Below are 23043 nucleotides of genomic sequence, written 5' to 3'. Positions count from 1 at the left end.
GGGCCGCGCGGCTTGTGGGGGGGGGGTGTGTTGGTGGTGTTTTTCTAACACCCCCCCCCCCCCCCCCCCACGACCCACCCGCACCGACCATGCCACGTTTGACTTACCCCTCAATAACCCTCATTGCCACTCACGACCCAGGCCAAGAGCGTGCATATAGCTATAAATCGGACACCACGCAGCAGGCAAGTGTCCCTTGTGGACATTCAGCGGCCGCTTTGGATGCCGGCGAAGAGGACCCGCGCCACCTTTGCCTTACCCTCGATAACCGTCCTTACCGCTCACGAGGTTTTTCTCGCAGAATGGAATAAGACGGCACCCGTTCAGCGGTGCGAAGCTTGCAGGGCAGCCGGTTACCGGCCTGGGTTCCGCCGCGTGACGTGGAAATGCTCGAACGCGGTTCACCCCCATCGCTTTGGGAGAAAGGACGCATAATGAGCGTTACCGCAACGCGGAAAGGCGGGCCGCCCGCCGCCGCGGAAAAGCCGGCCAAACAACGCTATCTGGCCGTCGACGGCCTGCGCGGGGTCTGCGCGCTGGCCCTGCTCTTCACACATGTCGCGATGATCGCGGGGGTGCTGGGCACCAAGGAACTCGGCGGCACGATCGCGTCGACCAGCGCGGTCGGCGGGTTCTTCACCGGCGGCCTGCAGATCTTCGCGGGCGTTTTCTTCGTGCTCACGGGCATGTTCGTCTACCAGGGGTTCGCGAAATCGATCATCAACGGAACCCCGCGCAAACGCGAAGGCACGGTCATCCGCCGTGTGCTGCGCCTGCTCCCCGCGTACTACGTGATGTACTTCGTGGTCCTCATCGCGCTGAACCTCCAGCAGGTCGACAACGTGTGGGACGTCCTCCGTCCGATGGCGCTCCTGCACATCTACGACTGGGACGGCTGGATCAACGGCATGGAGATCACCTGGACCGTGCCGGACATGGCACAGTTCTACCTCCTGCTGCCGCTGCTCGCCTGGGCGACCTTCAAGTTCGCCTCCCGCGGCAAGACCGCCCGCGCCCGGGCGTACCGGATGATGCTCCCGGTGCCGTTCATGTTCGCGGTCGGTATCGCCTGGCTGCTGTACTCGCAGACGAACGGCCTCGGCACCCGTGCGCTGTTCTGGTACCCGATGGGCCTGATGCCGGAGGTCGCGATCGGCATGGTCATCGCGATCTGGCTCGAACTGCAGAAGGCCTCGCCGGGGGAAGCCCCCAAGCTGCTCACCTTCGCCGGCCGCCACCGCGTCCTGTTCCTGGGCATCGCGCTGACCTGCCTGCTGATCAACTGCGCCCGGCCCGGCAGTGAAATCGGCATGGACGATTACTACAGTGTCACCGCGCTCGGGATCTTCTACGGCCTCCTCGCCATTCTCTCGGCGACACTGTTGCTTTCGATGGTCGCGCCCGGGCCTGACTCGCGCTTCATTCGCGCGGTCTTCACCAACCGGGTGATCCTGTTCGTCGGCAAGATCTCCTACGGCGTCTACCTGTGGCAGTTCGCGGTGATGCACTTCTACCTGCAGAAGCCGAGCGCCTATTTCAACGGAGAGCCGATGCCGCTGATGCTGATCAGGGCCGGCACCGGGTTCTGGGAACTGCAACTGGTCACGCTGGTCGGCACGATCATCCTGTCGACGATCTCCTACTACGTCCTGGAACGTCCCTTGATGAACTGGGGTGAGCGGGTCATCAAGCGCCGTGCCGCTCGCAAGGCCGCGGCCGAGTTGCCGCGACCGCGTGAGGAATCGGTCCCGGTCTAGCCTTTCGTCCCCCTCGTCCCGCCGGCCTGGCGTCCGCCACAAGCGGATGCCAGGCCGTTCCAGCAGCCGCCTCCCGGAGGTTCGCCGTGTCCTTTTCCCTGCCCTTGAGGGGCTTCCAGGCCTCGCCGGCCGGATCCGGCCCGGTCGTCGAGACGGCCGCCGACCGGCTGCGGATGCTGGGCGCCGACGTCGGCGACGGGCGGTCCGGCGGCTTCGCTTTGAGCGGGCCGGGCGCGGCGGTCGAGGCCCGCCTGCGTGGGCCGTTCCCGGAAAACCTCGTTCAGGCGGGCTACGGGATCATGGCACTACACGGACGGTCCGAAGCGCAGCCGCGGCCGCTGGGCGTCGACTACGTCTCGGTGCTCACCGGGATCGCCGCCGTCCAGGGCATGCTCGCCGCGACTTTGGCTCAACTGCGCGGAAATCCGGTGCCGCGGGTCGAGCTGGGCGCGGACGGTGTCGCGGTTCTCGCGGTCGGTCAGTACATCGCCGCCGCCACCGCGGACGAGGATCCCGAGGGTTACGAAGGCCTGCCGTCGACGGCGCGGCCGCCGTTCGTCTCCGCCGACGGGATCGCGTTCGAGGTCGAGTCGTTCAGCGGTGAGGCCTGGCAGGGATTCTGGGCCTCGTTGGGGACGCCGGAGCGCGCGATCGCCCGTGGCTGGCGGCCGTTCCTCCTCCGCTACGAACGCGCGTCGGCGGTGCTTCCGCGTGAGCTGCACGAGGCCGCCGAGTCAGCCACGTTCGAAGAGATCCGCTCGATCGCGGCTTCCACCGGAATGCACGTCTGTCCTGTTCGGACGGTGACCGACCGGCGCGCCGATCCGGACGCGGGCCTGCCACCGTGGACGTTCCGCCCCGGACGTGCGGCGCCGCCGAGCGACGGGGCCCATGCCGGTCTGCCACTGGCCGGGATCCACGTCGTCGAGTCGACCCGCCGGGTGCAGGGCCCGCTGGCGACCCGGCTGCTGTCGCTGCTCGGCGCGACCGTCACCCGGATCGAACCGCCGGGCGGCGATCCCTTGCGGGGTATGCCGCCGATGGCGGGTGACTGCTCGGCGAAGTTCCGTGTCCTCAACGACGGCAAGCGGATCGCCGAGATCGACTTCAAGTCGGAGGCGGGCCGCGCCGAGCTCCTGGACCTGGTCCGCGACGCCGACGTGTTCGTGCACAACTGGGCGCCGGGCAAGGACGTCGAACTCGGCCTGGACGCGGCCGCGATGCACGCGGTGAACCCCGGGCTGGTCTACGCGGCCGCGTGCGGCTGGGGCGACGCGCTGGGGAAGCAGCCGCCCGCCGGTACGGACTACATGGTCCAGGCCTACTCCGGGGTGGCCGACGCGCTGACGCCCGCCGGTGCGCCACCGCGCCCGACGTTGATGATCATGGTGGACATCGCGGGCGGATTCGTTTCGGCGGAAGGGATCCTGGCCGCGCTGGTGGCACGTCAGCGCACCGGCCACGGCGGCGCGGTCACGACGTCGCTGCTCGCCGCGGCCGACGCGCTCCTGCGCGAGCCGTCGCCCGCCGTCGTCGACGGTGTCTTCGCGGCGGCCGACGGGCTGCTCGCGATCGTGACCGAGGACATCGAGGCGTTGTGCTCGAAACTGGACATTCCCTTGCCGTCAAAGGACGAACTGCCGGACGCGATCACCAAGGCGCTGGGCACGCGGCCGGTGGCGGACTGGGAAGACAGGCTGGGCTCGATCGCGATGCCCGTCCTGCGTGATCTCGGCACCCTCGTCTCGCGCCATCCCGGGCGGTTCGAACGGAACGGCTGCGCGATCGCCACTTCGCCATGGATCTTTGGAGGAGCTTCGTGATGAGTGGGAACACGCTGGGCGTGCTGGGCTCCGACGTCAAGGTGGGCCTGGCCGACGGGACGAAGATCGCCTACGCCAACCTGGACTACGCGGCCAGCGCGCCCTGCCTGCGCGAAGTGGCCGATGTGGTGGGGGAGCTGCTTCCGCTCTACGCGAGCGTGCACCGCGGTGCCGGCGCGCTTTCTCAGCTCTGCACGGAAAAGTACGAGTCCGCCCGCGAGTCCGTCACCAAATTCCTCGGCTGCCGCGCGGGCGACGAGGTGGTGTTCACCCGTAACACCACCGACGCGCTGAACCTGCTCGCACACGCCGTTCCGGCGGACACCGTCGTCATCACGTTCGAAGGCGAACACCACGCGAACCTCTTGCCATGGACCGAAGTCGTCCGGCTCCCGGCGCCTCCTTCACCGGCGGGAGCGGTTTCCGCCGCCGCGACCGCGCTCGCCGGGCAAGCCCCCGGACGTCCGGTCCTGCTGGCCGTCACCGGCGCGTCGAACGTGACCGGCGAGGTCTGGCCGCTGGCCGAACTGGCCGCCACCGCTCACCGCTTCGGCGCCCGCATCGCGGTCGATGCCGCCCAGCTCGCGCCCCACCGGCGCATCGACGTCTCCGCGCTCGACCTCGACTACGTGGCTTTCTCCGGCCACAAGCTGTATGCCCCCTTCGGCGTCGGCGTACTCGCGGGCCGGGCCGACTGGCTGGACCGCGCGCGGCCGTACCTCTCGGGTGGCGGGGCCACCGCTCACGTCGGGGACGCCCCCGGCGACGTCCGCTGGGCGGCCGGCGCCGCGCGGCACGAGGCGGGCTCCCCGAACGTCATCGGCGCCGTGGCGCTGGCGGCCGCGTGTGACGCCCTCGCGGCGGCGGACCTGGACACGCTCCGGGCCGACGAGGACGCACTGACGACCCGGCTGCACGACGGCCTGGCCGGGATCCCCGCGGTCCGGATCCTGGGCGGCGGCTGGCCGGACCGGCTGGGCATCGTGTCCTTCACCGTCGACGGCGTCGAGACGCGCACCGTTTCCACCCGGCTGGCCGACGAGTTCGGCATCGGCGTGCGCGACGGCCTGTTCTGCGCCCACCCGTTCACCCGGCGGCTGCTCGGTCAAGCGGGCGCCGTTGCGCCGACGGCCGTCCGCGCCAGCATCGGGATCGGCACGACGCCCGAGCACATCGACCGCTTGATCGCCGGAATCCGGGTCATCGCCGCGCCCTGAGCGCTGGACAACCACGGAGCGCCACAGGCCATGGCGCGCTTACTCGACCCGATGCGGCGCTCGCTGCGTGGCCCGGCGGCGCGGTGACGACTCGGACACGGAGGCGTGACAGGAACGTCGAGCTGAGCTTCGACATGGAACCCGTCGCGGTCCAGCAGTTGCCCTAAGACGCTCGACAAGTCGTGACGTCCGGCCACTGCCCGACTTCACAACACCACCGACGCGCGGACCTACGCGAACAACGAGGTGCAGGGACGGCTGGTAAACGGGCTGGATGGACTACGTCGTCGATTTCCCGGTCTCCTTCCGGCCGCATGGCTGCTTGAGCTACGGCAACGGCAAGGAGGTGCGAATCCGCTGCCGATGATCCGTGGGCCGGGTTTGAGGTGGCCATCGACGGGACGGGCGGATGGCGCCGCGGTTAGCATCGGCTGATGGCCATCGATGCGGCGTCTGTCCGATCCACTTTCTTCGGGACGTCCTCGGTGCACGTCACCGACGGCGTTTCCGGAATCCTCGTCGATGGCTTCTTCACCAGGCCGTCGCTGCTGCGAGTCGCTCTCGGACGGCCCATCGCGCCCGACCTCGTACTCATCGCCGAAACCCTGTCCCGAGGCGGTATCGAGCGTCTCGACGCCCTTTTCGTAGCTCATTCGCACTACGACCACGCGATGGACGCCCCCGAAATCGTCAAGCGCGTCGGCGGCACCTTGTACGGATCGGAATCGACGCTGAACGTCGGCCGTGGAGCCGATCTGGGCGAACAGTCGATGACGCGTATCAGCGACGGTGACAAGTACTCCTTCGGGGACTTCACGGTGCGGATCTTCGAAGGGGCGCACAGCCCGGGCGAGAGGTTTCCCGGGACGATCGACGAGCCACTCGTGCCGCCCGCCAAGGCGAGCGCCTACCGCACCGGTGCCTGCTACTCGTACCTCTTCGAGCACCCTGCCGGCACGATGCTGGTCCACCCGAGCGCCAACTTCGTCCCGGACAAATTCGATGGCCTGGATGTCGACGTGCTCTACCTCGGTGTCGGTGTGCTGGGCGCGCAGTCCGCGCGGTTTCAGAACGATTACTGGCACCACACCGTCGAGGCCGTCCGCCCGGGCCTGGTCATCCCGGTGCACTGGGACCACTTCGGACGGCCACTCGACGAGAAGTCGCGCCCCATGCCGCGGATCCTGGACAAATTCGCCGAGACCAGGGAATTGCTCGCGCGCAAAAGCGCCGAATCCGGCATCCCCGTGCGTTTCCAGGAGCCGTACGAGACGATCACCCCGTTCAGCTGACCAAGGGAAGCGTCACGTAAGCGGGCGACCGGTCCTGGTACGGCCTCGTTGTTCTGGTCGGTAGCTGAATAGTCAGTTGGAAAACCTCCGACAATGTGCGCCCAGAGGATGATCGGCACCGTGTAGGGCAGGTCACAGGGCAACTGGTCTAAACCCTGATCGTGCACTCTGGTGGAGTCCTTCTCCCTTCGTTAGTGTTCGTGAAAGTCATGGTGACTTTGTGGGTCGCGTGGCGTCGGGGGACGCGTGCTGACCGGGCCAAGGACACTGATTCGCAAAATAGACTTTGAAAACTATTCGACTATATCGGGAATGTGATGTCATGGCGCGTAACCCGTCGGTGCTGCTACGAGCCTCGCGGCGGGGTCATTTGAGCGCCAGAGCGGAAGTGAGCTTTTCGTTCCGGAAAGGCCTCGGATGGTTTCCCAAGTGCGCGACCTGGTTGGTGGTCGCGGCGGCGTGCAGCTCATGTTCGATGGGGCCGGGGAACGCGGTATCGGTGACTTCGGGTACGAATCCGCCGAGTTCTGCCTTGGTTCCCTCGTCGAGTTGGGCTCCGGTGGCGTCACCGGAAGTGGTTTCGGCGGCTTGCGGGTTCCTTGGCGCCGATGAGCTTCAAGGGGCGTTGGAGTCGAAGGCTGCTTACCGGTCGGTGGAGGAGGAGCCGGTCAAGGGGCAACGGAGCGTTGCCTTCGGTTGTGAGTTCAGTCGTGTTGATGATGGGTCCGGCGTCGGCAGCTTGATGGTGACCGCGATCAAAGGTGAGGCGGCGCCTGAGAGTGCGCTCGCCGTTGCCGAGCAGGACTGTCGGGGTGAGGGGCAGGCTCAGCCGCTGGCGGGTGCCGGAGATGCGGCGATGTGGTGCCGGAGCGAGGATCTCGACACGCTGGTCGTGACCGTGAAACGCACTCGCGGTGAAGTCCGGATGGCTCTTTTGACGCTTGACGGTAGTCCAATGGCGGCCAATATCCTGGATATGGGGAGCTGGCGAGGCTTCTCGGCGGCAGGCTATAGCGTTGTAAGTGGCAGCCAATTGCGTGATCGGATCCGGAAGACGATCACGCACGGCACCGAACGATGCCCTGCAGGGATGCGATCGATCTGTGTGCCCTCGGCAGGATTCGAACCTGCGACACCTGCCTCCGGAGGGCAGTGCTCTATCCCCTGAGCTACGAGGGCGTTGCCGCCTGAGCGACGTTGGAAGCTTAGCGCATGTCCCCGTACGCCCTCGCGAGTGGTGGTCGTTAACCGGCGTGGTGCTCGACGAGGCGGGCCAGCAGGCCGGTCAGCTGCTCTCGTTCTGCGCGGTCCAGCGGCGCCAGGAAGACGTCCTGGGTGTCGCTGACCAGGCTTTCCAGCTGGTTCAGCTGCCTGACACCGTCATCGGTGAGGCTGATCAGGTTGCGCCTGCCGTCGGCCGGGTCGGGGGAGCGGTCGACGTGGCCGGCGTCGGCGAGTTCGTTGATGACCGCGACGACATCGCTGCGGTCGATGCCGGTGCGGCGGCTCAGGGCGGCCTGGCTGGATGGGCCACCTTCGTCGAGTGCCGCGAGGATCCCGTAGTGGTACCGGCGGGCCCCGCTGCGCAGAGTGAGCCGGTGGGCCACGGTGGCGGCCTGGTTGACCAGCCAGCTGGCCTTGGTGCGAAGCCGGACGGGTGCGGTGCTCATCGGGACAGCGTAGCGTTGGTGTCACCAACGAACTGGGAGGGCGCATGATCGAACCGTTCGAGGTGGCGATCCCTGAATCCGACATCGAAGAGCTGCGTGCCCGGCTGCGCGCCACGCGCTGGCCCGAACCGGCCACTGTGGACGGTTGGGAACAAGGAGTGCCGCTCGAGTTCGCGCGTGAACTGTGCCGGTACTGGGCGGAGGACTACGACTTCGGGTTGTCCGCCCGGGTCAACGCTTTCCCGGGTTTCAAGACCACTGTGGACGGTCTCGGGATCCACTTCCTGCACGTGCGCTCGCCGGAGCCGGACGCGACGCCGCTCGTGCTCACGCACGGCTGGCCGGGGTCGGTCGTGGAGTTCCTCGACGTGCTCGGGCCGCTGACCGATCCGCGTGCGCACGGGGGTGATCCCGCGGACGCGTTCCACGTCGTGGCGCCGTCGCTGCCGGGGTTCGGCTGGAGCGACAAGCCGTCGTCGGCGGGCTGGAACGTCGAGCGCATCGCTCGTGCCTGGGACGAGCTGATAGGGCGGCTCGGGTACGAGCGCTACGTCGCGCAGGGTGGCGACTGGGGCTCCGGGGTGACGAACATGCTCGCCAAGATCGCGCCGGAGCGGCTGATCGGCGTCCACGTGAACATGGCGGGTGTGCCGTACGACGCGGCCGTGCTGGGCGAGCCGACAGAAGAAGAGCGGGCGGCGCTCGGCGATCTCGCGCGCTTCCGTGCGGTCGGGTCCGCGTATTCGCAGCAGCAGGCCACGCGTCCGCAGACGGTCGGCTACGGGCTCACCGACTCGCCGGTGGCGCAGGCGGCGTGGATCGCCGAGAAGTTCTGGGAGTGGACCGACAACGACGGCTCACCGGAGACCGCGCTGTCCTGGCGGCAGATGCTCGACGCGATCTCCGTCTACTGGTTCACCGGGACGGCGGCCTCGTCGGCGCGGATCTACTGGGAGAACAAGGAGCGGGACGTCTTGGCCGTTGAAGTTCCTTCGGGTATCTCGATCTTCCCGCGCGAGATCGTCCGTCCGTCCCGGCGCTGGGCGGAGCTGCGCTACACCGATCTTCGCTGGTACGAGGTGTTGCCCAAGGGCGGTCACTTCGCCGCGTTCGAGCAGCCCGAGGTCTTCGTCGGCCAGCTGCGGGGGTTCCTCCGGTCGCTTCGGTAGCGGTACGTGTCGGTATCAGGTTTCGGGAAGGCCCTCATGGGGGATGGATTCCGTGTGTGGCTTAAGACATGGTGAACTTAGGCTCACCTGTATTGCACATATGCGCATGTGACAATATATTCGGCCTGTCGACTTCACGAGAGGCGGAGCAATGGGTCACGGGCACGGGCATGGGACGGCGTCGCCGTCGAGCGCGTCAGGCCGCTACCTCAAGAGCTTGACGATCGCGCTGGTCATCGGCGCCGGCTTCATGGTCATGGAGTTCATCGTCGGGTTCGCCACCGGCTCGCTCGCGCTGATCTCCGACGCCGCGCACATGTTCACCGACGTCCTCGGTGTCGGCATGGCGTTGGCCGCCATCCTGCTCGCCCGGCGCAGCGGCCCGACGCTGACCAGGACGTTCGGCTTCTACCGCGCCGAGGTGCTCGCGGCGCTGGGCAACGCCATCCTGCTGTTCGGCGTCGCGGGCTACGTCCTGGTCGAGGCCATCGGCCGGATCAGCGACCCGCCCGCCGTGCCCGGCCTGCCCGTCCTGCTGGCCGCCGCCGCGGGCCTCGTCGCGAACATCGTCTCCTTCCTGGTCCTGCGCAAGGGCGCGGAGGAGAGCATCAACGTCCGGGGCGCGTACCTCGAAGTCCTCGCCGACCTGATCGGCTCCGTCGGGGTGCTGCTGAGCGGCGCGATCACGCTGCTGACCGGCTGGCGCTACGCCGACCCGATCATCGGTGTCGCGATCGGCCTGTTCGTCCTGCCCCGCACCTATGCCCTCGCCCGGCGCGCGCTGCGGATCCTGTTCCAGCACGCGCCCAAGGGGGTCGACGTCGCCGGGATCCAGGCCGAACTGGGCGGGCTGAAGGGCGTCGAGGACGTCCACGACCTGCACGTCTGGACGCTGACTTCGGGGATGGAGGTCGCTTCGGCGCACCTCACCATCGCGCCGACCGTCGAGCAGGCGGCGGTGCTGACCGAGGCGCAGAACCTCCTGGCGAACCGCTATTCGATCGAGCACGCGACCCTGCAGATCGAAGTGCCCCAATGCGCGAAACGCTGCCAGGAACTCTCCTGGTGACCCCTTGACGCGTTTCGTCCTCTGAATGCGGTAGTCGGCGAAGCGAACTACCGCATTCAGAGGACGAAACGCATGGTCGTCAGGCGGGCAAGGGGGCCGCGCCGCGCTCCTGAAGGAGACCCTTCATCAAGGTCATTTCGGCACCCTGCGAAACGAGCATGCTCTGCGTCAGCGACTTCACGTCCGCGATCGACGTGTGATCGTTGCCGTACTGCGCCATCTCCGTCCCGCCCATGTGGTGCCGGAGCATCAGCTGCAGGAAGAAGACGTCCATTTCCTTGCCGGTGAGCGACCGCAGTTTGGCCAGTTCGGCCGACGTCGCCATGCCCGGCATCGGCGCGCCGTTCGACGGCTTCATGTCGGCGCCACCGTGCCCGCCGTGGCCGGACATCGGCTCGGTCATCCAGGTCATGTAGGCGCCGGTCGTCTGCTCGGGCTGGCCCCACAGGCCCAGCCAGCCCTTCATCCGGCCGACCTGGCCGGTCTGCGTGCGCTCGATGTCGAACGCGAGGGTCTTGATCGCCGGGTCGGTCGTGTGGTCCCGCGCCCATCCCGCCATGGTGACGGCCTGGAGGTGGTGCACCGACATGTCCTGCGCGAAGCCGACCTCGACCGAACCCGCGCCCGGAGTCGTCTGCTCCGACGCGGAGTCGACCAGCCTGGTCGTCAGGGCGCCGAGGCCGAAGCCGAGGATCAGCATGACGACCAGGGCGGCCCCGATCACCAGCCATCGGCTCTTGGCCGAGCGCGAAGTGTCGTCGACGTGCTGGGGATCGGGGTCCACTTGGCTCACTACTTGCTCGCGGGCGCCGAGGGCTGGGTGGCGGGCGCGGACGGCTGGCCGGCGCCGGGCTGGTCCTGCTGTGTGCCCGCGGTGCCCTTGTAGTCCATCGGCTTCGCGCCCGGACCCGGCGGCGTCGGGTCGAAGTCGCCCGGCTCGATCTGCGCGTCGCAGGTCGCGTCACGCTCGGGGTACGCGCCGTACGGGTTGGTGCGCAGGGCCGCGATGAACTGGTCGATCCGCTCGTCGGAGGCGGAATCCAGCTTCAGCTGGTGGCCCCAGGACTGCAGCGAGATCGGCTTGTCCAGGTTCGGGTACGGCGACATGACCGTGTACGGCTTGCCCTCGACGCGCACCTTCAGCAGGTCGAGCGCCTCGCCGGAGATCTGGGCCGGGTTGTAGGCGATCCAGACCGCGCCGTGCTCGAGACCGTGGACCATGTTCTCGTTGCGGACGGCCTTCTCGTAGACGACGCCGTTGCACGCGGCCCAGGCCTGGTCGTGCGGGCCACCGAAGGGCGGGGTCTTGTCGTAGGCGACGCGCTCGGCGGCGGAGACGTGCACGGAGCCCTCGTAGGTGGCCGTGGTCACGCCGGCGATCCGCTTGGAGGGGTCCGGGTCCTGCTGCGAGGGAGCGAAGGCGGCCGCGGCCTCTTCGCGGGTCTTCTGGTCGCGCTTCGGAGCCGAGGCGATCATGTAATAGGTGACCACCGAGGCCGCCAGGGCGACGATCGCGACGACGGCGATGATCGTGCCCCAGGGCGTGCCCTTCTTGGACACGACGGAACTACGGGCGGCCTTCATGGCGTTCTTCGACGACGCGCCCTGTTTTCTGGTTGTCCCGTTAGCCATGGCTCCTGCGTTCTCCAAAGGGGGTGGTCCCTGCGCGGGCCAGTGTAGAGACCGGACGTCTGATCACCGTGAACAGCCGGAAGATCAACCGCTTGGCTCACACCTTCCGGCGGTCGCTGCGAAGCCCGGACCAGGTCACACCTAGAATTCCGCGAGTGACTCCCGCAGCTCTCGCCGACCTGGTCCGTAACTCAGCCGTGCAGGTTCTCACCGCGCGCGGCCTCGACGATTCCGTGCTGCCGGAGAAGGTGACGATCGAGCGTCCCCGCAATCCCGAGCACGGCGATTACGCGACCAACCTGGCGCTGCAGGTGGCCAAGAAGGCGGGCATGAAGCCCCGCGACTTCGCCGACGCGCTGGCCGAGGCCCTCGCCGCCGCCGACGGCATCGAGTCGGCCGAGGTCGCCGGGCCGGGCTTCCTCAACCTGCGGCTCGCCGCCGACGCGCAGGGCCAGATCGTCCAGCAGGTGCTCGACGCCGGGGAGAAGTACGGCCTCGGCGACGCGCTGGCGGGCGTCAAGATCAACCTCGAGTTCGTCTCGGCGAACCCGACCGGCCCGATCCACCTCGGCGGCACCCGCTGGGCCGCGGTCGGCGACGCGCTGGGCCGCGTGCTGTCGGCGCAGGGCGGCCAGGTCACCCGCGAGTACTACTTCAACGACCACGGCGCGCAGATCGACCGCTTCGTCCGGTCCCTGATCGCCGCCGCCAAGGGCGAGCCCGCGCCCGAGGACGGCTACGCGGGCGGCTACATCAACGACATCGCCGCCGAGGTCATCCGCCAGGAGCCGAGCGCGCTGTCGCTGCCCGACGACGAGCGTGCCGAGACCTTCCGCCGGGTCGGCATCGAGCTGATGTTCACCGAGATCAAGCAGAGCCTGCACGATTTCGGCACCGACTTCGACGTCTACTTCCACGAGAACTCGCTGCACGAGTCCGGCGCGGTCGCGTCCTCGGTCCAGCAGCTGAAGGACTCCGGGAACCTGTACTTCGAAGACGGCGCCTGGTGGCTCAAGTCCAAGGAGCACGGCGACGACAAGGACCGCGTCGTCATCAAGAAGGACGGCAACCCGGCCTACATCGCCGGCGACCTCGCCTACTTCCAGGACAAGCGCAAGCGCGGCTTCGACCTCTGCATCTACATGCTCGGCGCGGACCACCACGGCTACATCGCCCGGCTCAAGGCCGCCGCGGCCGCCTTCGGCGACGACCCGGCCGTGGTCGAGGTGCTGATCGGCCAAATGGTCAACCTGGTCTCCGAAGGCAAACCCGTCCGGATGAGCAAGCGCGCCGGCACCGTGATCACCATGGAAGACCTCGTCGGCACCGTCGGCGTCGACGCGGCCCGCTACGAGCTGATCCGCTACTCCGTCGATTCCACTTTGGACATCGACCTCGATCTGCTGCGCAAGCACTCCAACGACAACCCGGTCTACTACGTCCAGTACGCCCACGCGCGGCTGGCCTCGTTGCAGCGCAACGCTTCCGACCTCGGCTTGAAAACCGATGGCGAGGTCGACCTCGGCCTGCTTACGCTGCCCGCCGAGGGCGACCTGATCCGCACGCTCGGCGAATTCCCGACCGTCCTCCGCCGGGCCGCACTGCTGCGCGAACCGCACCGTGTCGCCCGGTACCTCGAAGAACTCGCCGGTGCCTACCACAAGTGGAACGCCGTCGGCCGGGTTCTGCCGAAGGGCGACGAGGAGGCCACCCCCCTCACGTTCTCCCGCCTCGCGCTCAGTGAAGCGACTCGTCAGGTGCTGGCGAACGGCCTCACCGTGCTCGGTGTCTCTGCTCCGGAACGGATGTAATCGATGGCTCACCCCGCGGGCCCCCGCCACGCCGACGTCTACCCCCACGCTGACGCCTCCGGTTTCCCGCCGTCGAGTCCCGAAGAACTCGACAGGCTGTACCCGAAAGTCTGGCCCCGCAACACTTTCCGCGGCGGTGACGGCGTCGTCCGCATCGCGGGCGTCGACGTCCGCGAACTCGCCGAGAAATACGGCACGCCGCTGTTCGTCGTCGACGAGGCCGATTTCAAGTCCCGGTGCGCCGACTACGCCGAGGCGTTCGACGACCCGGCGCTCGTGCACTACGCGTCCAAGGCGTTCCTGTCCATCGAGATCGCCCGCTGGGTGGCCGAGCAGGGGCTGAGCCTGGACGTCTGCAGCGGCGGCGAACTCGCCGTGGCGCAGCGCGCGAACTTCCCGGCCGAGCGGATCACCTTCCACGGCAACAACAAGTCACTGCCCGAACTGGAAGCCGCCGTCGAAGCAGGCGTCGGCACGGTCGTGGTCGACTCCTATTACGAGATCGCGCGGCTGGCCGACGTCGCCGCCCGGCACGACGTCGTGCAGAACGTGCTGATCCGGGTCACCGTCGGCGTCGAGGCGCATACGCACGAATTCATCGCGACCGCGCACGAGGACCAGAAGTTCGGTTTCTCGCTGGCTTCCGGTGACGCGGCCGAAGCCGTGCGCCGTGTGCTCAACGCGCCGTCGCTCAGGCTGATCGGCCTGCACAGCCACATCGGTTCGCAGATCTTCGACGCCGACGGCTTCGAGGTCGCGGCCCGCCGTGTGGTCGGCCTGCTGGCCGAACTCGCCAAGGAGCACGGCGCCGATCTGCTCGACCAGCTGTCGATCGTCGACCTCGGCGGCGGGTTCGGTATCGCTTACACCGACAAGGACAACCCGCCGCCGCCCGCGCAGATGATCACGCAGATCCGCGAGATCGTCCGCAAGGAATGCGAGTACGCGGGCCTGCCGGTGCCGAAGATCGCCGGCGAGCCGGGCCGTGCCATCGCCGGTCCCGGCACGATCACGCTGTACGAGGTCGGCACCATCAAGGACGTCTCGCTCGGCGACAAGGCCGCGCGGCGTTACGTCAGCGTCGACGGCGGGATGAGCGACAACATCCGCACCGCGCTCTACGACGCGGTGTACGACTGCCGTCTCGTATCCCGGTCCGCGGACGACGACGGAGACGGCCAGGCCGCCGCCGCGTTGTCCCGGGTCGTGGGAAAACACTGTGAGTCCGGCGACATCGTCGTCCGTGACTGCTGGCTCCCCGACACCCTTGCTCCCGGCGACCTGCTCGCCGTGGCGGCCACCGGGGCGTACTGCTACTCGATGGCCAGCGGGTACAACCGGCAGCCGCGGCCCGCGGTGGTGGCCGTGCGCAACGGCAGCGCCCGCGTGCTGCTGCGGCGGGAGACGACGGACGACATGCTGCGCCTGGAGGTCTAGCAAGTGTCTACTGTGGATCCACGTGTGATCAGGGTGGCCCTGCTGGGCTGCGGGACGGTCGGCGGCGAGGTCGTCCGGCTGCTCACCGAGCAGGCCGGGGAACTGGCCGCCAGGGCGGGCGCCAGGGTGGAGCTGGCGGGTATCGCGGTGCGGCGTCCCGACAAGCACCCCGAGCTGCCGCCGGAACTGGTGACCTCCGACGTGGCGAAGCTCGTGACGTCCCCGGACGTCGACGTGGTCGTCGAGCTGGTCGGCGGCATCGAGCCGGTGCGGCAGTGGCTGCTCGACGCGCTCAAGGCCGGGAAATCCGTTGTCACGGCGAACAAAGCGCTCCTGGCGGAGCATTCCGCGGAGCTGTTCGAGGCCGCCGACGCGGCGGGCGTGGACCTGTACTTCGAGGCGGCCGTGGCCGGGGCGATCCCGCTGCTGCGCCCGCTGCGCGAATCGATGGCCGGTGACCGCATCACCCGCGTGATGGGCATCGTCAACGGCACCACCAACTACATCCTCTCCGCGATGGACTCCACCGGCGCCGGGTACGCGGAAACGCTGGAAGAGGCCAGCCGGCTCGGATACGCCGAGGCGGACCCGACCGCGGACGTCGACGGCTACGACGCGGCGTCCAAGGCCGCGATCCTCGCCTCGCTCGCGTTCCACACCCGGGTGACCGCGTCCGACGTGCACCGGGAAGGCATCGCCGACGTCACCGCGTCGGACCTCGCCGCGGCGAAGGTCTTGGGCCGCACGGTGAAACTCCTCGCCATCTGCGAGCGCGTCACCGCCGACGACGGCACCGAATCCGTTTCGGCGCGCGTGCATCCGGTGATGATCCCGCGCGCCCACCAGCTCGCCGGGGTCGGCGGCGCGTACAACGCCGTCTACGTCGAGGCCGACGCCGCCGGTGAGCTCATGTTCTACGGTCAGGGCGCCGGTGGCGCGCCGACCGCGAGTGCCGTGCTCGGCGACCTCGTCGCGGTGGCTCGAAACCGGGTCGTCGGCGGCCGTGGCCCGCGCGAATCCGCGCACGCCGCGCTCCCGGTCAGGCCGATGGGCCAGACGCCGACGCGGTACCACGTCAGTCTCGACGTGGCCGATCGAGCGGGCGTCCTCGCCCAGGTGGCCCAGGCGTTCGCCGGGCACGGGGTCAGCATCGCCGCCGTGCGCCAGCGCGACGCGAACGACACGGCCAGCCTGGTCGTGGTCACCCACCTGGCGCCGGACGCGGCATTGCGGTCCACTGTGGACGACATTGCCGAACTCGATGTGGTGAACCAGGTCGTCAGTGTGATGCGTGTGGAAGGCGAAGACCAGTGATTCCCCAACCATGGCCAGGAATCATCCAGGCTTATCCCGACCGGATCCCGGTCCCGTCCGGCGCGAAGGTGATCACGCTCGGCGAAGGCAACACCCCGCTGCTGCCCGCCCCGCACCTCTCGGCACTGACCGGCTGCGACGTCTACCTCAAGGTCGAAGGCGTCAACCCGACCGGGTCGTTCAAGGACCGCGGGATGACCGTGGCCATCACGCACGCGCTCGCCAGCGGGCTCAAGGCGGTCATCTGCGCCTCCACCGGCAACACGTCGGCGTCTGCCGCGGCGTACGCGGCCCGCGCCGGGCTCACCTGCGCGGTGCTCGTCCCGCAGGGCAAGATCGCGATGGGCAAACTCGCCCAGGCCGTGCTGCACGGCGCGCGGATCCTGCAGGTGGACGGCAACTTCGACGACTGCCTCGAACTGGCGCAGAAGACCGCGATCGACTACCCGGTGACCCTGGTCAACTCGGTCAATCCGGTACGCATCGCCGGCCAGAAGTCGGCCGCGTTCGAGATCTGCGACGTGCTCGGCCGGGCGCCGGACATCCACTGCCTGCCGGTCGGCAACGCGGGCAACATCACCGCCTACTGGGCGGGATATTCCGAGTACGCGGGCGACGGTGTGGTGAAGAACACCCCGCGGATGTTCGGGTTCCAGGCCGCGGGCGCCGCGCCGCTCGTGCACGGCGAACCGGTGGCCGATCCGGACACCATCGCGACCGCGATCCGCATCGGCAGCCCCGCTTCCTGGGACGGCGCGATGAAGGCGAAGAACGCCTCCGCCGGGCTGTTCGAGGCGATCACCGACGAGAAGATCCTGGAGGCGTACCGGCTTCTGGCCCGCAAGGAGGGCGTGTTCGTCGAGCCCGCTTCGGCGACCAGCGTCGCGGGTCTGCTCGCCACGACCGCCGACGGACGCCTGCCGAAGGGCTCGACCGTTGTGTGCACCGTCACCGGACACGGGCTGAAGGATCCGGCCACGGCGCTGGAGGGCAACGTCGAGGTCGAGCCGCTCGCCGTCGACCCGACCGCTGTCGCCGCCGCGCTGGACCTGCGATGACGCTGATCGAGATCAAGGTCCCGGCGTCTTCGGCGAACCTCGGCCCGGGGTTCGACTCGCTGGGCCTGGCGCTGGCGCTGTACGACCGCGTCGAACTCCAGATCACCGACGCCGGGCTCAAGATCGAGGTGACCGACGTCGGCGCGGGCGGCGTGGACGACGTCCCCACCGACGAATCGCACCTGGTCGTCCGGGCCTTCCGGCGCGGCTGCGAGCACCTCGGCCTCCGGCCGCCGGGCCTGCACCTGCGCTGCTTCAACGCCATCCCGCACGCTCGCGGCCTCGGCTCGTCCGCGTCCGCCGTCGTGACCGGCGTCGCGGCGGCGTACGCGCTGGCTGAGAAGCCCCTGGACGACGACGCCCTGCAGCTGGCCGCCGGGTTCGAGGGGCACGCCGACAACGCCGCGGCGAGCCTGCTGGGCGGCTTCGTGGTGGCGTGGAACGAGGGCGAGCGGTTCCGCGCCGAACGGCTCCAGCCGCATCACGACATCCGGCCCGTGGTCGCCGTCCCGGCGCTGCGGTCCTCGACCGACGCCACCCGCGGGCTGCTCCCCGCCCAGGTCCCGCACGCCGACGCGGCGTTCACGGCAGGCCGCGCGGCGCTCGCTGTCCACGCGCTGACCGCGCGCCCGGACCTGTTGCTCTCCGCGACCGAAGATCGGCTTCATCAGTCTTACCGGGCTTCCGCGTACCCGGCGAGCAGCGAATTGGTGCGCGCGCTGCGCGCCGAAGGGGTGGCCGCGGCCATCTCCGGAGCCGGTCCGACCGTGCTCGCGCTGACCACCGGGGGAATACTCCCGGCGGGCGTCGACGTTACGTCTTTCGACGTCACCGAGCTGCCGATCGATCCGGGCGGCGTTCAGGTTGCGGCTCAGTAAAGCCTCGGTCACATGCCGGAGCCCCGCCCCGCCACGCGGGGGGTGGTTGTTGCACCGGACCGTGGCGCGGTCTACCCTCGGGGGCGTTCGATCACCGTGCGTTTCCGCACCCGGTGCCGGTCCAGGTGACCAGTGTCATCCTTGGCCCGCATCCTTCGTTGATCCGCCAGTTCCGTACACCGCCTGGCAAGCGGGGAGTAGCGGATGGACGCAGGCGGGTTCCCGGTTCCGGCGGTGCCGAATTCCGCTTCCTCCGTTTGGAGGACGCAAATCCCTGTGCTGGAGGCCTTCTAGCTGTGTTCAACACGGCCGAGGAGCTGATCGCCCGTATCGGGGGCCAATTACGCCGTTTCGCAATCGGACGCGAGCGGCGGTCCGCTGATCCACCTGGAGGCGTGGATCGGTCAGGAAGGACATTTGTGAGCAACACCGATCTTTTGAGCGACGTCGAAGGTGGCGCCGCCGAGTCGAACGGCGCCGTCGCTCCCAAGCGCACGGTCGGCGGATTGACCGGCAAGACCGTCGCCGAACTGCGCTCGATCGCTGGGGACCTTGGCATCGGCGAGACGACGGGCATGCGCAAGGGCGATCTGATCGCGGCCATCCGCGAGCGCCAGGGCAAGACCAAGCGCAAGAGCCCCACCGCGGCGAGCGAAACGCTTCCGCTCGAGGGGATCGACGCACCGCGCAAGGCCCCGAAGGCCGAAGCGCCCAAGACGGAGGCCCCGAAGCAGGAGGCCCCGAAGGCCGAAGCGCCGAAGGCGGAAACCGCCCCGGCCGAGGCGCCGCGCGCCGAGAAGGCCGAGAAGGTCTCGGAAAACGGCTCCGCGCCCGCCGCCGAGCGGCCCGCGCAGCAGGCGCAGCAGGACAATGGGGCGCAGCAGGACGGCCAGCCGCAGCAGGAAGAAGGCGGCCGCAGCCGTCGCCGCCGCGGCTCCAACCGTGCCGCGGGTTCGCCCGAGCAGGGTGGCCAGCAGCAGCGTGACCGCGGCGACCGGGGTGAGCGCGGCGACCGGGGTGACCGGAACGAGCGCGGCGACCGCGGCGAGCGCGGTGACCAGGGCGGCAACCGCCAGGGCAACCGCGACAACAACCGCGACGGCCGTGGCCAGGACAACCGCCAGCGCAACCAGCAGGGCGGCGGCCAGGACAACAGCCAGCGCCAGGGCCAGGGCCCGCAGGGCGACGACGACGAGGAAGGCGGCCGTCGCGGCCGTCGCTTCCGCGACCGTCGCCGCCGGGGTTCCGGCGGTGGCCGCGAACAGGGCGGTTCGCCCGACACCGAGATCCGCGAGGACGACGTCCTGCTGCCCGTCGCGGGCATCCTGGACGTGCTCGACAACTACGCGTTCGTCCGCACCTCGGGCTACCTCGCCGGGCCGAACGACGTGTACGTGTCGCTTTCGCTGGTCCGCAAATACGGCCTGCGCCGCGGTGACGCCATCACCGGTGTCGTGCGCCAGCCGCGTGACGGCGAGCAGCAGCGGCAGAAGTTCAACCCGCTGGTGCGCGTCGACTCGATCAACGGCCTCGAGCCGGACGAGTCCAAGCGTCGTCCCGAGTTCACCAAGCTGACCCCGCTGTACCCGAACGAGCGGCTGCGCCTCGAGACCGAGCCGCACAAGCTCACCACCCGCGTCATCGACCTGGTGATGCCGGTCGGCAAGGGGCAGCGTGCGCTGATCGTGTCGCCGCCGAAGGCCGGCAAGACGACGATCATGCAGGACATCGCGAACGCGATCTCGACGAACAACCCCGAGTGCCACCTGATGGTCGTGCTCGTGGACGAGCGTCCGGAAGAGGTCACCGACATGCAGCGGTCGGTGAAGGGTGAGGTCATCGCCTCCACCTTCGACCGCCCGCCGTCCGACCACACCTCGGTCGCGGAGCTGGCCATCGAGCGGGCGAAGCGCCTGGTCGAGATGGGCCACGACGTCGTCGTGCTGCTCGACTCGATCACCCGTCTGGGCCGTGCGTACAACCTGGCGGCCCCCGCGTCCGGCCGGATCCTCTCCGGTGGTGTCGACTCGACGGCACTGTTCCCGCCGAAGCGGTTCCTCGGCGCGGCGCGCAACATCGAGAACGGCGGCTCGCTGACGATCTTCGCCACGACGATGGTCGAAACCGGGTCCACCGGTGACACGGTCATCTTCGAAGAGTTCAAGGGCACCGCGAACGCGGACCTCAAGCTCGACCGGAAGATCGCCGAGCGGCGCGTGTTCCCCGCGGTGGACATCAACCCGTCCGGTACCCGCAAGGAAGACCTGCTGCTTTCGCCGGACGAGCTCGCGGTCACCCACAAGCTGCACCGGGTGCTGCACGCGCTGGACTCGCAGCAGGCCATCGACCTGCTGATCTCGCGTCTGCGCAAGACGAAGACCAACATCGAGTTCCTCATGCAGGTCTCGAAGACGGCCCTCGGCTCGAACGACGACGACTGAGTTTTCGGTCTGTAAGTACATGAAGGCCCCCTTCCGTACGCCAGGCGCAAGGAAGGGGGCCTTCATGTACTTCAGGTGTCAAGGGCCGCCGCCTTCTGATGCCGTGAAGGCCTCCTTCCCTACTGTGAGGGTAGGGAAGGAGGCCTTCACGGCACCTCACGTACTGGGCCGAGGCTCAGCGGTGCGGAACGGCCGCGGGGGTCCAGCCGCGGTAGTTGTTGAAGTAGTGCACGCTCGAAGCGTGGCCGATCTTGCCGCCGATGCTGGAGGCGTAGATCCCGCCGGAGCCGTCGGCGATGCCGACGTGACCCCACTGGCTGATGTTCCAGTACACGAAGGAGCCCTTCGGCGGCGTCCCGGTCGTGTGCTTCGGGCTCGCGCCGTTCCAGTGCGCGTTGGCCGAGGCCCAGACGCCGGTCGTCCCGTACGCGTTTTCGACGGCCTTTTCGCAGAGGCCCTGGTACGCGGTGGAGCCGGCGTGGTTCTTGAACCACTGGACGGCACCGGCGGGCGTGCCGTCGCCGGCGCCCTGGATGGCCAGCTCACCGTCGGACACGGTGGTGAACGTTCCCGCGGCCGGGTTGATGTCGGCGGCGGTGATGGTGGCGCCCGCTTCGGGGGCTGCCGGAGCGGCCCCGGCGACCGGAGCCACGGCGAGGGCCGCGACGGCCAGCGCGGCGACGGACGCCGGCTTCGCCACCTTGGCCAGGATGGTGCGCATGATCAGTACCTCCTGTTGAGGAATTACCAACAAGGAGAACGGTCCCGTGAAGAGGTACAAATTTCGTACAACTCGGCGTAGATAGTTGATAACTCAACGTGGTGGAATATGCCGGGGGAGGGGTGCGTTGAGCTCACTGCCAGCACATCTGGCAAAATCATCCGCTGAAGTCCGGCACCGGTTCACCCCGCTCGGGGACCCGGGGCCAACGAGAGAGGACACCATGAAAAGCGGTATTCACCCCGAGTACGTCGTCACGCACGTGAACTGTGACTGTGGCAACGAATTCACCACGCGCAGCACCAAGACCTCCGGCAGCCTCCACGTCGAGATCTGCTCGAACTGCCACCCGTTCTACACCGGCAAGCAGAAGCTCATGGACACCGGCGGCCGCGTCGCGCGCTTCGAGGCTCGCTACGGCAAGCGCAAGAAGGCCGAAGACGCCAAGTAGCTTGAACGACGGCGCCTACCCGCATGTCCGGGTAGGCGCCGTTTTTCATGGTTCTGTTCAGGTCGTTGAGAGGTGGAGTGGTGGATTCGAGTTCGCTGAAGGGTCTGCTCGAAGAGCACGCCCAGCTGGAAGAGCAGCTGGCCGACCCGTCCGTGCACGCCGACCAGGCGCGCGCCCGCAAGCTCGGCCGCCGGTACGCGGAGCTGAGCCCGGTCGTCAAGACGGTCCGGGAGCTCGACACCGCCCGCGACGACCTCGAGACGGCGAAGGAGCTGGCCGCGGAAGACGCGACCTTCGCGGCCGAGACCGAGGAGATCGCCGCCAAGATCCCCGTGCTCGAGGCCAAGCTCACCGAACTGCTCCTGCCGCGCGACCCGTACGACGGTTCCGACGTGGTCATGGAGATCAAATCGGGTGAAGGCGGCGAGGAGTCGGCGCTGTTCGCCGGCGACCTGCTGCGCATGTACCTGCGCTACGCCGAGCGTCACGGCTGGAAGGCCGAAGTGCTCGACTCGGTCGACTCGGACCTCGGCGGCTTCAAGGACGTCACCGTGTCCATCAAGAGCCGTTCCGCCGAGGCCGACGGGGTCTGGGCGCGGCTGAAGTTCGAGGGCGGGGTGCACCGCGTGCAGCGCGTGCCCGCCACCGAATCGCAGGGCCGTATCCACACCTCCGCCTCGGGCGTGCTCATCTACCCCGAACCCGAGGACGTCGAGGTCGAGATCGACCCGAACGACCTGCGGATCGACGTCTACCGCTCGTCCGGCCCCGGTGGTCAGAGCGTGAACACGACCGACTCGGCCGTGCGGATCACGCACCTCCCGACCGGCGTGGTCGTCTCGTGCCAGAACGAGAAGTCGCAGATCCAGAACCGTGCCCGCGCCCTGCAGGTGCTGCAGGCCCGCCTCCAGGCGATCGCCGAGGAGGAGGCCGCCGCGAAGGCTTCGGACGCGCGCCGCTCGCAGGTCCGCACCGTCGACCGCTCCGAGCGGGTCCGCACCTACAACTTCGCCGAGAACCGCATCGCCGACCACCGGGTGAACTACAAGGCGTACAACCTGGACCAGGTTCTCGACGGCGACCTCGACGGCGTGCTGGACGCGCTCATCACCGCGGACCGCGAGGAGCGGCTGGCCGAACACGCCGGCTGATTCCCGCGGCGCACCCAGGCGGTGTCCTGTAAGTCCAGTTGGCTGTCCCCGCACCCAGGTGTGGGGGGGGGGGCGGGGGGGGGCGGAGGGGGGGCGGCGAAGTCGGGTGGGTGGCCCACCGCCCGCCCCCCCCCCTCGCAGGACCACCCCCC

The 23043-nt window shown here is 68.7% G+C and carries 19 protein-coding genes and 1 tRNA gene; 14 read left to right on the top strand and 6 right to left on the bottom strand.

The genetic code is table 11. The features are described from left to right. Positions 1–434: 434 nt before the first annotated feature. The 4 genes from ACIRGA_RS24890 (at position 435) to ACIRGA_RS24875 (ending at position 6089) form a co-directional block, all read left to right on the top strand. A complete protein-coding gene (locus ACIRGA_RS24890; RefSeq protein WP_400944930.1) occupies positions 435–1757 on the top strand; it encodes an acyltransferase family protein in 1323 nt (440 codons plus the stop codon). 86 nt (positions 1758–1843) lie between these two features. Beyond that, on the top strand, positions 1844–3580 hold the full coding sequence (locus ACIRGA_RS24885) for a CoA transferase (RefSeq protein WP_400944928.1): 1737 nt from the start codon (positions 1844–1846) through the stop codon (positions 3578–3580). Further along, positions 3580–4797 carry an aminotransferase class V-fold PLP-dependent enzyme gene (locus tag ACIRGA_RS24880; protein WP_400944926.1) on the top strand — a complete coding sequence of 406 codons (1218 nt, stop codon included), beginning with the start codon at positions 3580–3582 and terminating at the stop codon, positions 4795–4797. The genes ACIRGA_RS24885 and ACIRGA_RS24880 overlap by 1 nt, the downstream gene beginning before the upstream one ends. Before the next feature lie 434 nt (positions 4798–5231). After that, positions 5232–6089 (top strand): MBL fold metallo-hydrolase, encoded by an 858-nt coding sequence (locus tag ACIRGA_RS24875; protein ID WP_400944924.1) that lies wholly within the window; start codon positions 5232–5234, stop codon positions 6087–6089. Positions 6090–6654: 565 nt separating this feature from the next. Here ACIRGA_RS24875 and ACIRGA_RS24870 read toward each other — a convergent pair. The 3 genes from ACIRGA_RS24870 to ACIRGA_RS24860 all read right to left on the bottom strand — a co-directional run bounded on the left by ACIRGA_RS24870 (position 6655) and on the right by ACIRGA_RS24860 (position 7759). After that, positions 6655–7155, bottom strand: a complete 501-nt coding sequence (locus ACIRGA_RS24870; RefSeq protein WP_400944922.1) for a hypothetical protein — start codon at positions 7153–7155, stop codon at positions 6655–6657. A gap of 40 nt (positions 7156–7195) precedes the next feature. Further along, positions 7196–7268 (bottom strand) — tRNA-Arg (locus ACIRGA_RS24865). A gap of 65 nt (positions 7269–7333) precedes the next feature. After that, positions 7334–7759 carry a MarR family winged helix-turn-helix transcriptional regulator gene (locus ACIRGA_RS24860; protein WP_400944920.1) on the bottom strand — a complete coding sequence of 142 codons (426 nt, stop codon included), beginning with the start codon at positions 7757–7759 and terminating at the stop codon, positions 7334–7336. Between the two features lie 44 nt (positions 7760–7803). On the opposite strand from ACIRGA_RS24860, the gene ACIRGA_RS24855 reads away from it, so the two are divergent. Together ACIRGA_RS24855 and ACIRGA_RS24850 are read left to right on the top strand one after the other, a co-directional pair. Then, the gene (locus ACIRGA_RS24855) at positions 7804–8928 is read left to right on the top strand and encodes an epoxide hydrolase family protein (RefSeq protein WP_400944918.1); all 1125 of its coding nucleotides are present in this window, start codon (positions 7804–7806) and stop codon (positions 8926–8928) included. A 151-nt stretch (positions 8929–9079) separates the two neighbouring features. Beyond that, positions 9080–9997 carry a cation diffusion facilitator family transporter gene (locus ACIRGA_RS24850; protein WP_400944916.1) on the top strand — a complete coding sequence of 306 codons (918 nt, stop codon included), beginning with the start codon at positions 9080–9082 and terminating at the stop codon, positions 9995–9997. Between the two features lie 79 nt (positions 9998–10076). Here the strand turns inward: ACIRGA_RS24850 and ACIRGA_RS24845 are convergent, their stop codons facing one another. Both ACIRGA_RS24845 and ACIRGA_RS24840 read right to left on the bottom strand, forming a co-directional pair. After that, entirely contained in the window at positions 10077–10781 is a 705-nt protein-coding gene (locus tag ACIRGA_RS24845; RefSeq protein WP_400944914.1) for a DUF305 domain-containing protein, read from the bottom strand. An 8-nt stretch (positions 10782–10789) separates the two neighbouring features. Next, entirely contained in the window at positions 10790–11581 is a 792-nt protein-coding gene (locus ACIRGA_RS24840) for a DUF3105 domain-containing protein (protein ID WP_400944938.1), read from the bottom strand. Positions 11582–11784: 203 nt separating this feature from the next. Here ACIRGA_RS24840 and argS point away from each other — a divergent pair, with 203 nt between their 5' ends. The 6 genes from argS (at position 11785) to rho (ending at position 20568) form a co-directional block, all read left to right on the top strand. Continuing rightward, positions 11785–13440 carry an arginine--tRNA ligase gene (gene argS, locus ACIRGA_RS24835; protein WP_400944912.1) on the top strand — a complete coding sequence of 552 codons (1656 nt, stop codon included), beginning with the start codon at positions 11785–11787 and terminating at the stop codon, positions 13438–13440. Between the two features lie 3 nt (positions 13441–13443). Continuing rightward, complete coding sequence (gene lysA, locus ACIRGA_RS24830; protein WP_400944910.1) at positions 13444–14877, top strand: diaminopimelate decarboxylase; 1434 nt, start codon at positions 13444–13446, stop codon at positions 14875–14877. Between the two features lie 3 nt (positions 14878–14880). Continuing rightward, the gene (locus ACIRGA_RS24825; RefSeq protein ID WP_400944908.1) at positions 14881–16191 is read left to right on the top strand and encodes a homoserine dehydrogenase; all 1311 of its coding nucleotides are present in this window, start codon (positions 14881–14883) and stop codon (positions 16189–16191) included. Beyond that, positions 16188–17249 carry a threonine synthase gene (gene thrC, locus ACIRGA_RS24820; RefSeq protein WP_400944906.1) on the top strand — a complete coding sequence of 354 codons (1062 nt, stop codon included), beginning with the start codon at positions 16188–16190 and terminating at the stop codon, positions 17247–17249. The genes ACIRGA_RS24825 and thrC overlap by 4 nt, the downstream gene beginning before the upstream one ends. After that, the gene (gene thrB / locus ACIRGA_RS24815) at positions 17246–18127 is read left to right on the top strand and encodes a homoserine kinase (RefSeq protein WP_400944904.1); all 882 of its coding nucleotides are present in this window, start codon (positions 17246–17248) and stop codon (positions 18125–18127) included. The genes thrC and thrB overlap by 4 nt, the downstream gene beginning before the upstream one ends. Before the next feature lie 419 nt (positions 18128–18546). Then, the gene (gene rho / locus ACIRGA_RS24810) at positions 18547–20568 is read left to right on the top strand and encodes a transcription termination factor Rho (protein WP_400944902.1); all 2022 of its coding nucleotides are present in this window, start codon (positions 18547–18549) and stop codon (positions 20566–20568) included. 175 nt (positions 20569–20743) lie between these two features. Here the strand turns inward: rho and ACIRGA_RS24805 are convergent, their stop codons facing one another. After that, the gene (locus ACIRGA_RS24805) at positions 20744–21289 is read right to left on the bottom strand and encodes a CHAP domain-containing protein (RefSeq protein ID WP_400944900.1); all 546 of its coding nucleotides are present in this window, start codon (positions 21287–21289) and stop codon (positions 20744–20746) included. A gap of 223 nt (positions 21290–21512) precedes the next feature. On the opposite strand from ACIRGA_RS24805, the gene rpmE reads away from it, so the two are divergent. Beyond that, on the top strand, positions 21513–21740 hold the full coding sequence (rpmE, locus tag ACIRGA_RS24800; protein WP_005150382.1) for a 50S ribosomal protein L31: 228 nt from the start codon (positions 21513–21515) through the stop codon (positions 21738–21740). An 80-nt stretch (positions 21741–21820) separates the two neighbouring features. After that, on the top strand, positions 21821–22891 hold the full coding sequence (gene prfA / locus ACIRGA_RS24795) for a peptide chain release factor 1 (protein ID WP_400944898.1): 1071 nt from the start codon (positions 21821–21823) through the stop codon (positions 22889–22891). Positions 22892–23043 lie beyond the last annotated feature (152 nt).

The sequence above is a fragment of the Amycolatopsis sp. NPDC102389 genome (assembly GCF_044765885.1).
GTDB lineage: Bacteria > Actinomycetota > Actinomycetes > Mycobacteriales > Pseudonocardiaceae > Amycolatopsis.
The sequence above is the reverse complement of the archived record's forward strand: the minus strand, read 5'-3'. Positions and strand labels throughout refer to the sequence as shown.

Excerpts from the sequence above, each read along its gene's own strand:
- ACIRGA_RS24860 (WP_400944920.1), bottom strand. The coding sequence starts at position 7,759 with ATGAGCACCGCACCCGTCCGGCTTCGCACCAAGGCCAGCTGGCTGGTC.
- ACIRGA_RS24890 (WP_400944930.1), top strand. The coding sequence starts at position 435 with ATGAGCGTTACCGCAACGCGGAAAGGCGGGCCGCCCGCCGCCGCGGAA.
- ACIRGA_RS24880 (WP_400944926.1), top strand. The coding sequence starts at position 3,580 with ATGAGTGGGAACACGCTGGGCGTGCTGGGCTCCGACGTCAAGGTGGGC.
- ACIRGA_RS24805 (WP_400944900.1), bottom strand. The coding sequence starts at position 21,289 with ATGCGCACCATCCTGGCCAAGGTGGCGAAGCCGGCGTCCGTCGCCGCG.
- ACIRGA_RS24840 (WP_400944938.1), bottom strand. The coding sequence starts at position 11,581 with ATGAAGGCCGCCCGTAGTTCCGTCGTGTCCAAGAAGGGCACGCCCTGG.
- ACIRGA_RS24850 (WP_400944916.1), top strand. The coding sequence starts at position 9,080 with ATGGGTCACGGGCACGGGCATGGGACGGCGTCGCCGTCGAGCGCGTCA.
- rpmE (WP_005150382.1), top strand. The coding sequence starts at position 21,513 with ATGAAAAGCGGTATTCACCCCGAGTACGTCGTCACGCACGTGAACTGT.
- lysA (WP_400944910.1), top strand. The coding sequence starts at position 13,444 with ATGGCTCACCCCGCGGGCCCCCGCCACGCCGACGTCTACCCCCACGCT.
- ACIRGA_RS24855 (WP_400944918.1), top strand. The coding sequence starts at position 7,804 with ATGATCGAACCGTTCGAGGTGGCGATCCCTGAATCCGACATCGAAGAG.
- thrB (WP_400944904.1), top strand. The coding sequence starts at position 17,246 with ATGACGCTGATCGAGATCAAGGTCCCGGCGTCTTCGGCGAACCTCGGC.
- ACIRGA_RS24875 (WP_400944924.1), top strand. The coding sequence starts at position 5,232 with ATGGCCATCGATGCGGCGTCTGTCCGATCCACTTTCTTCGGGACGTCC.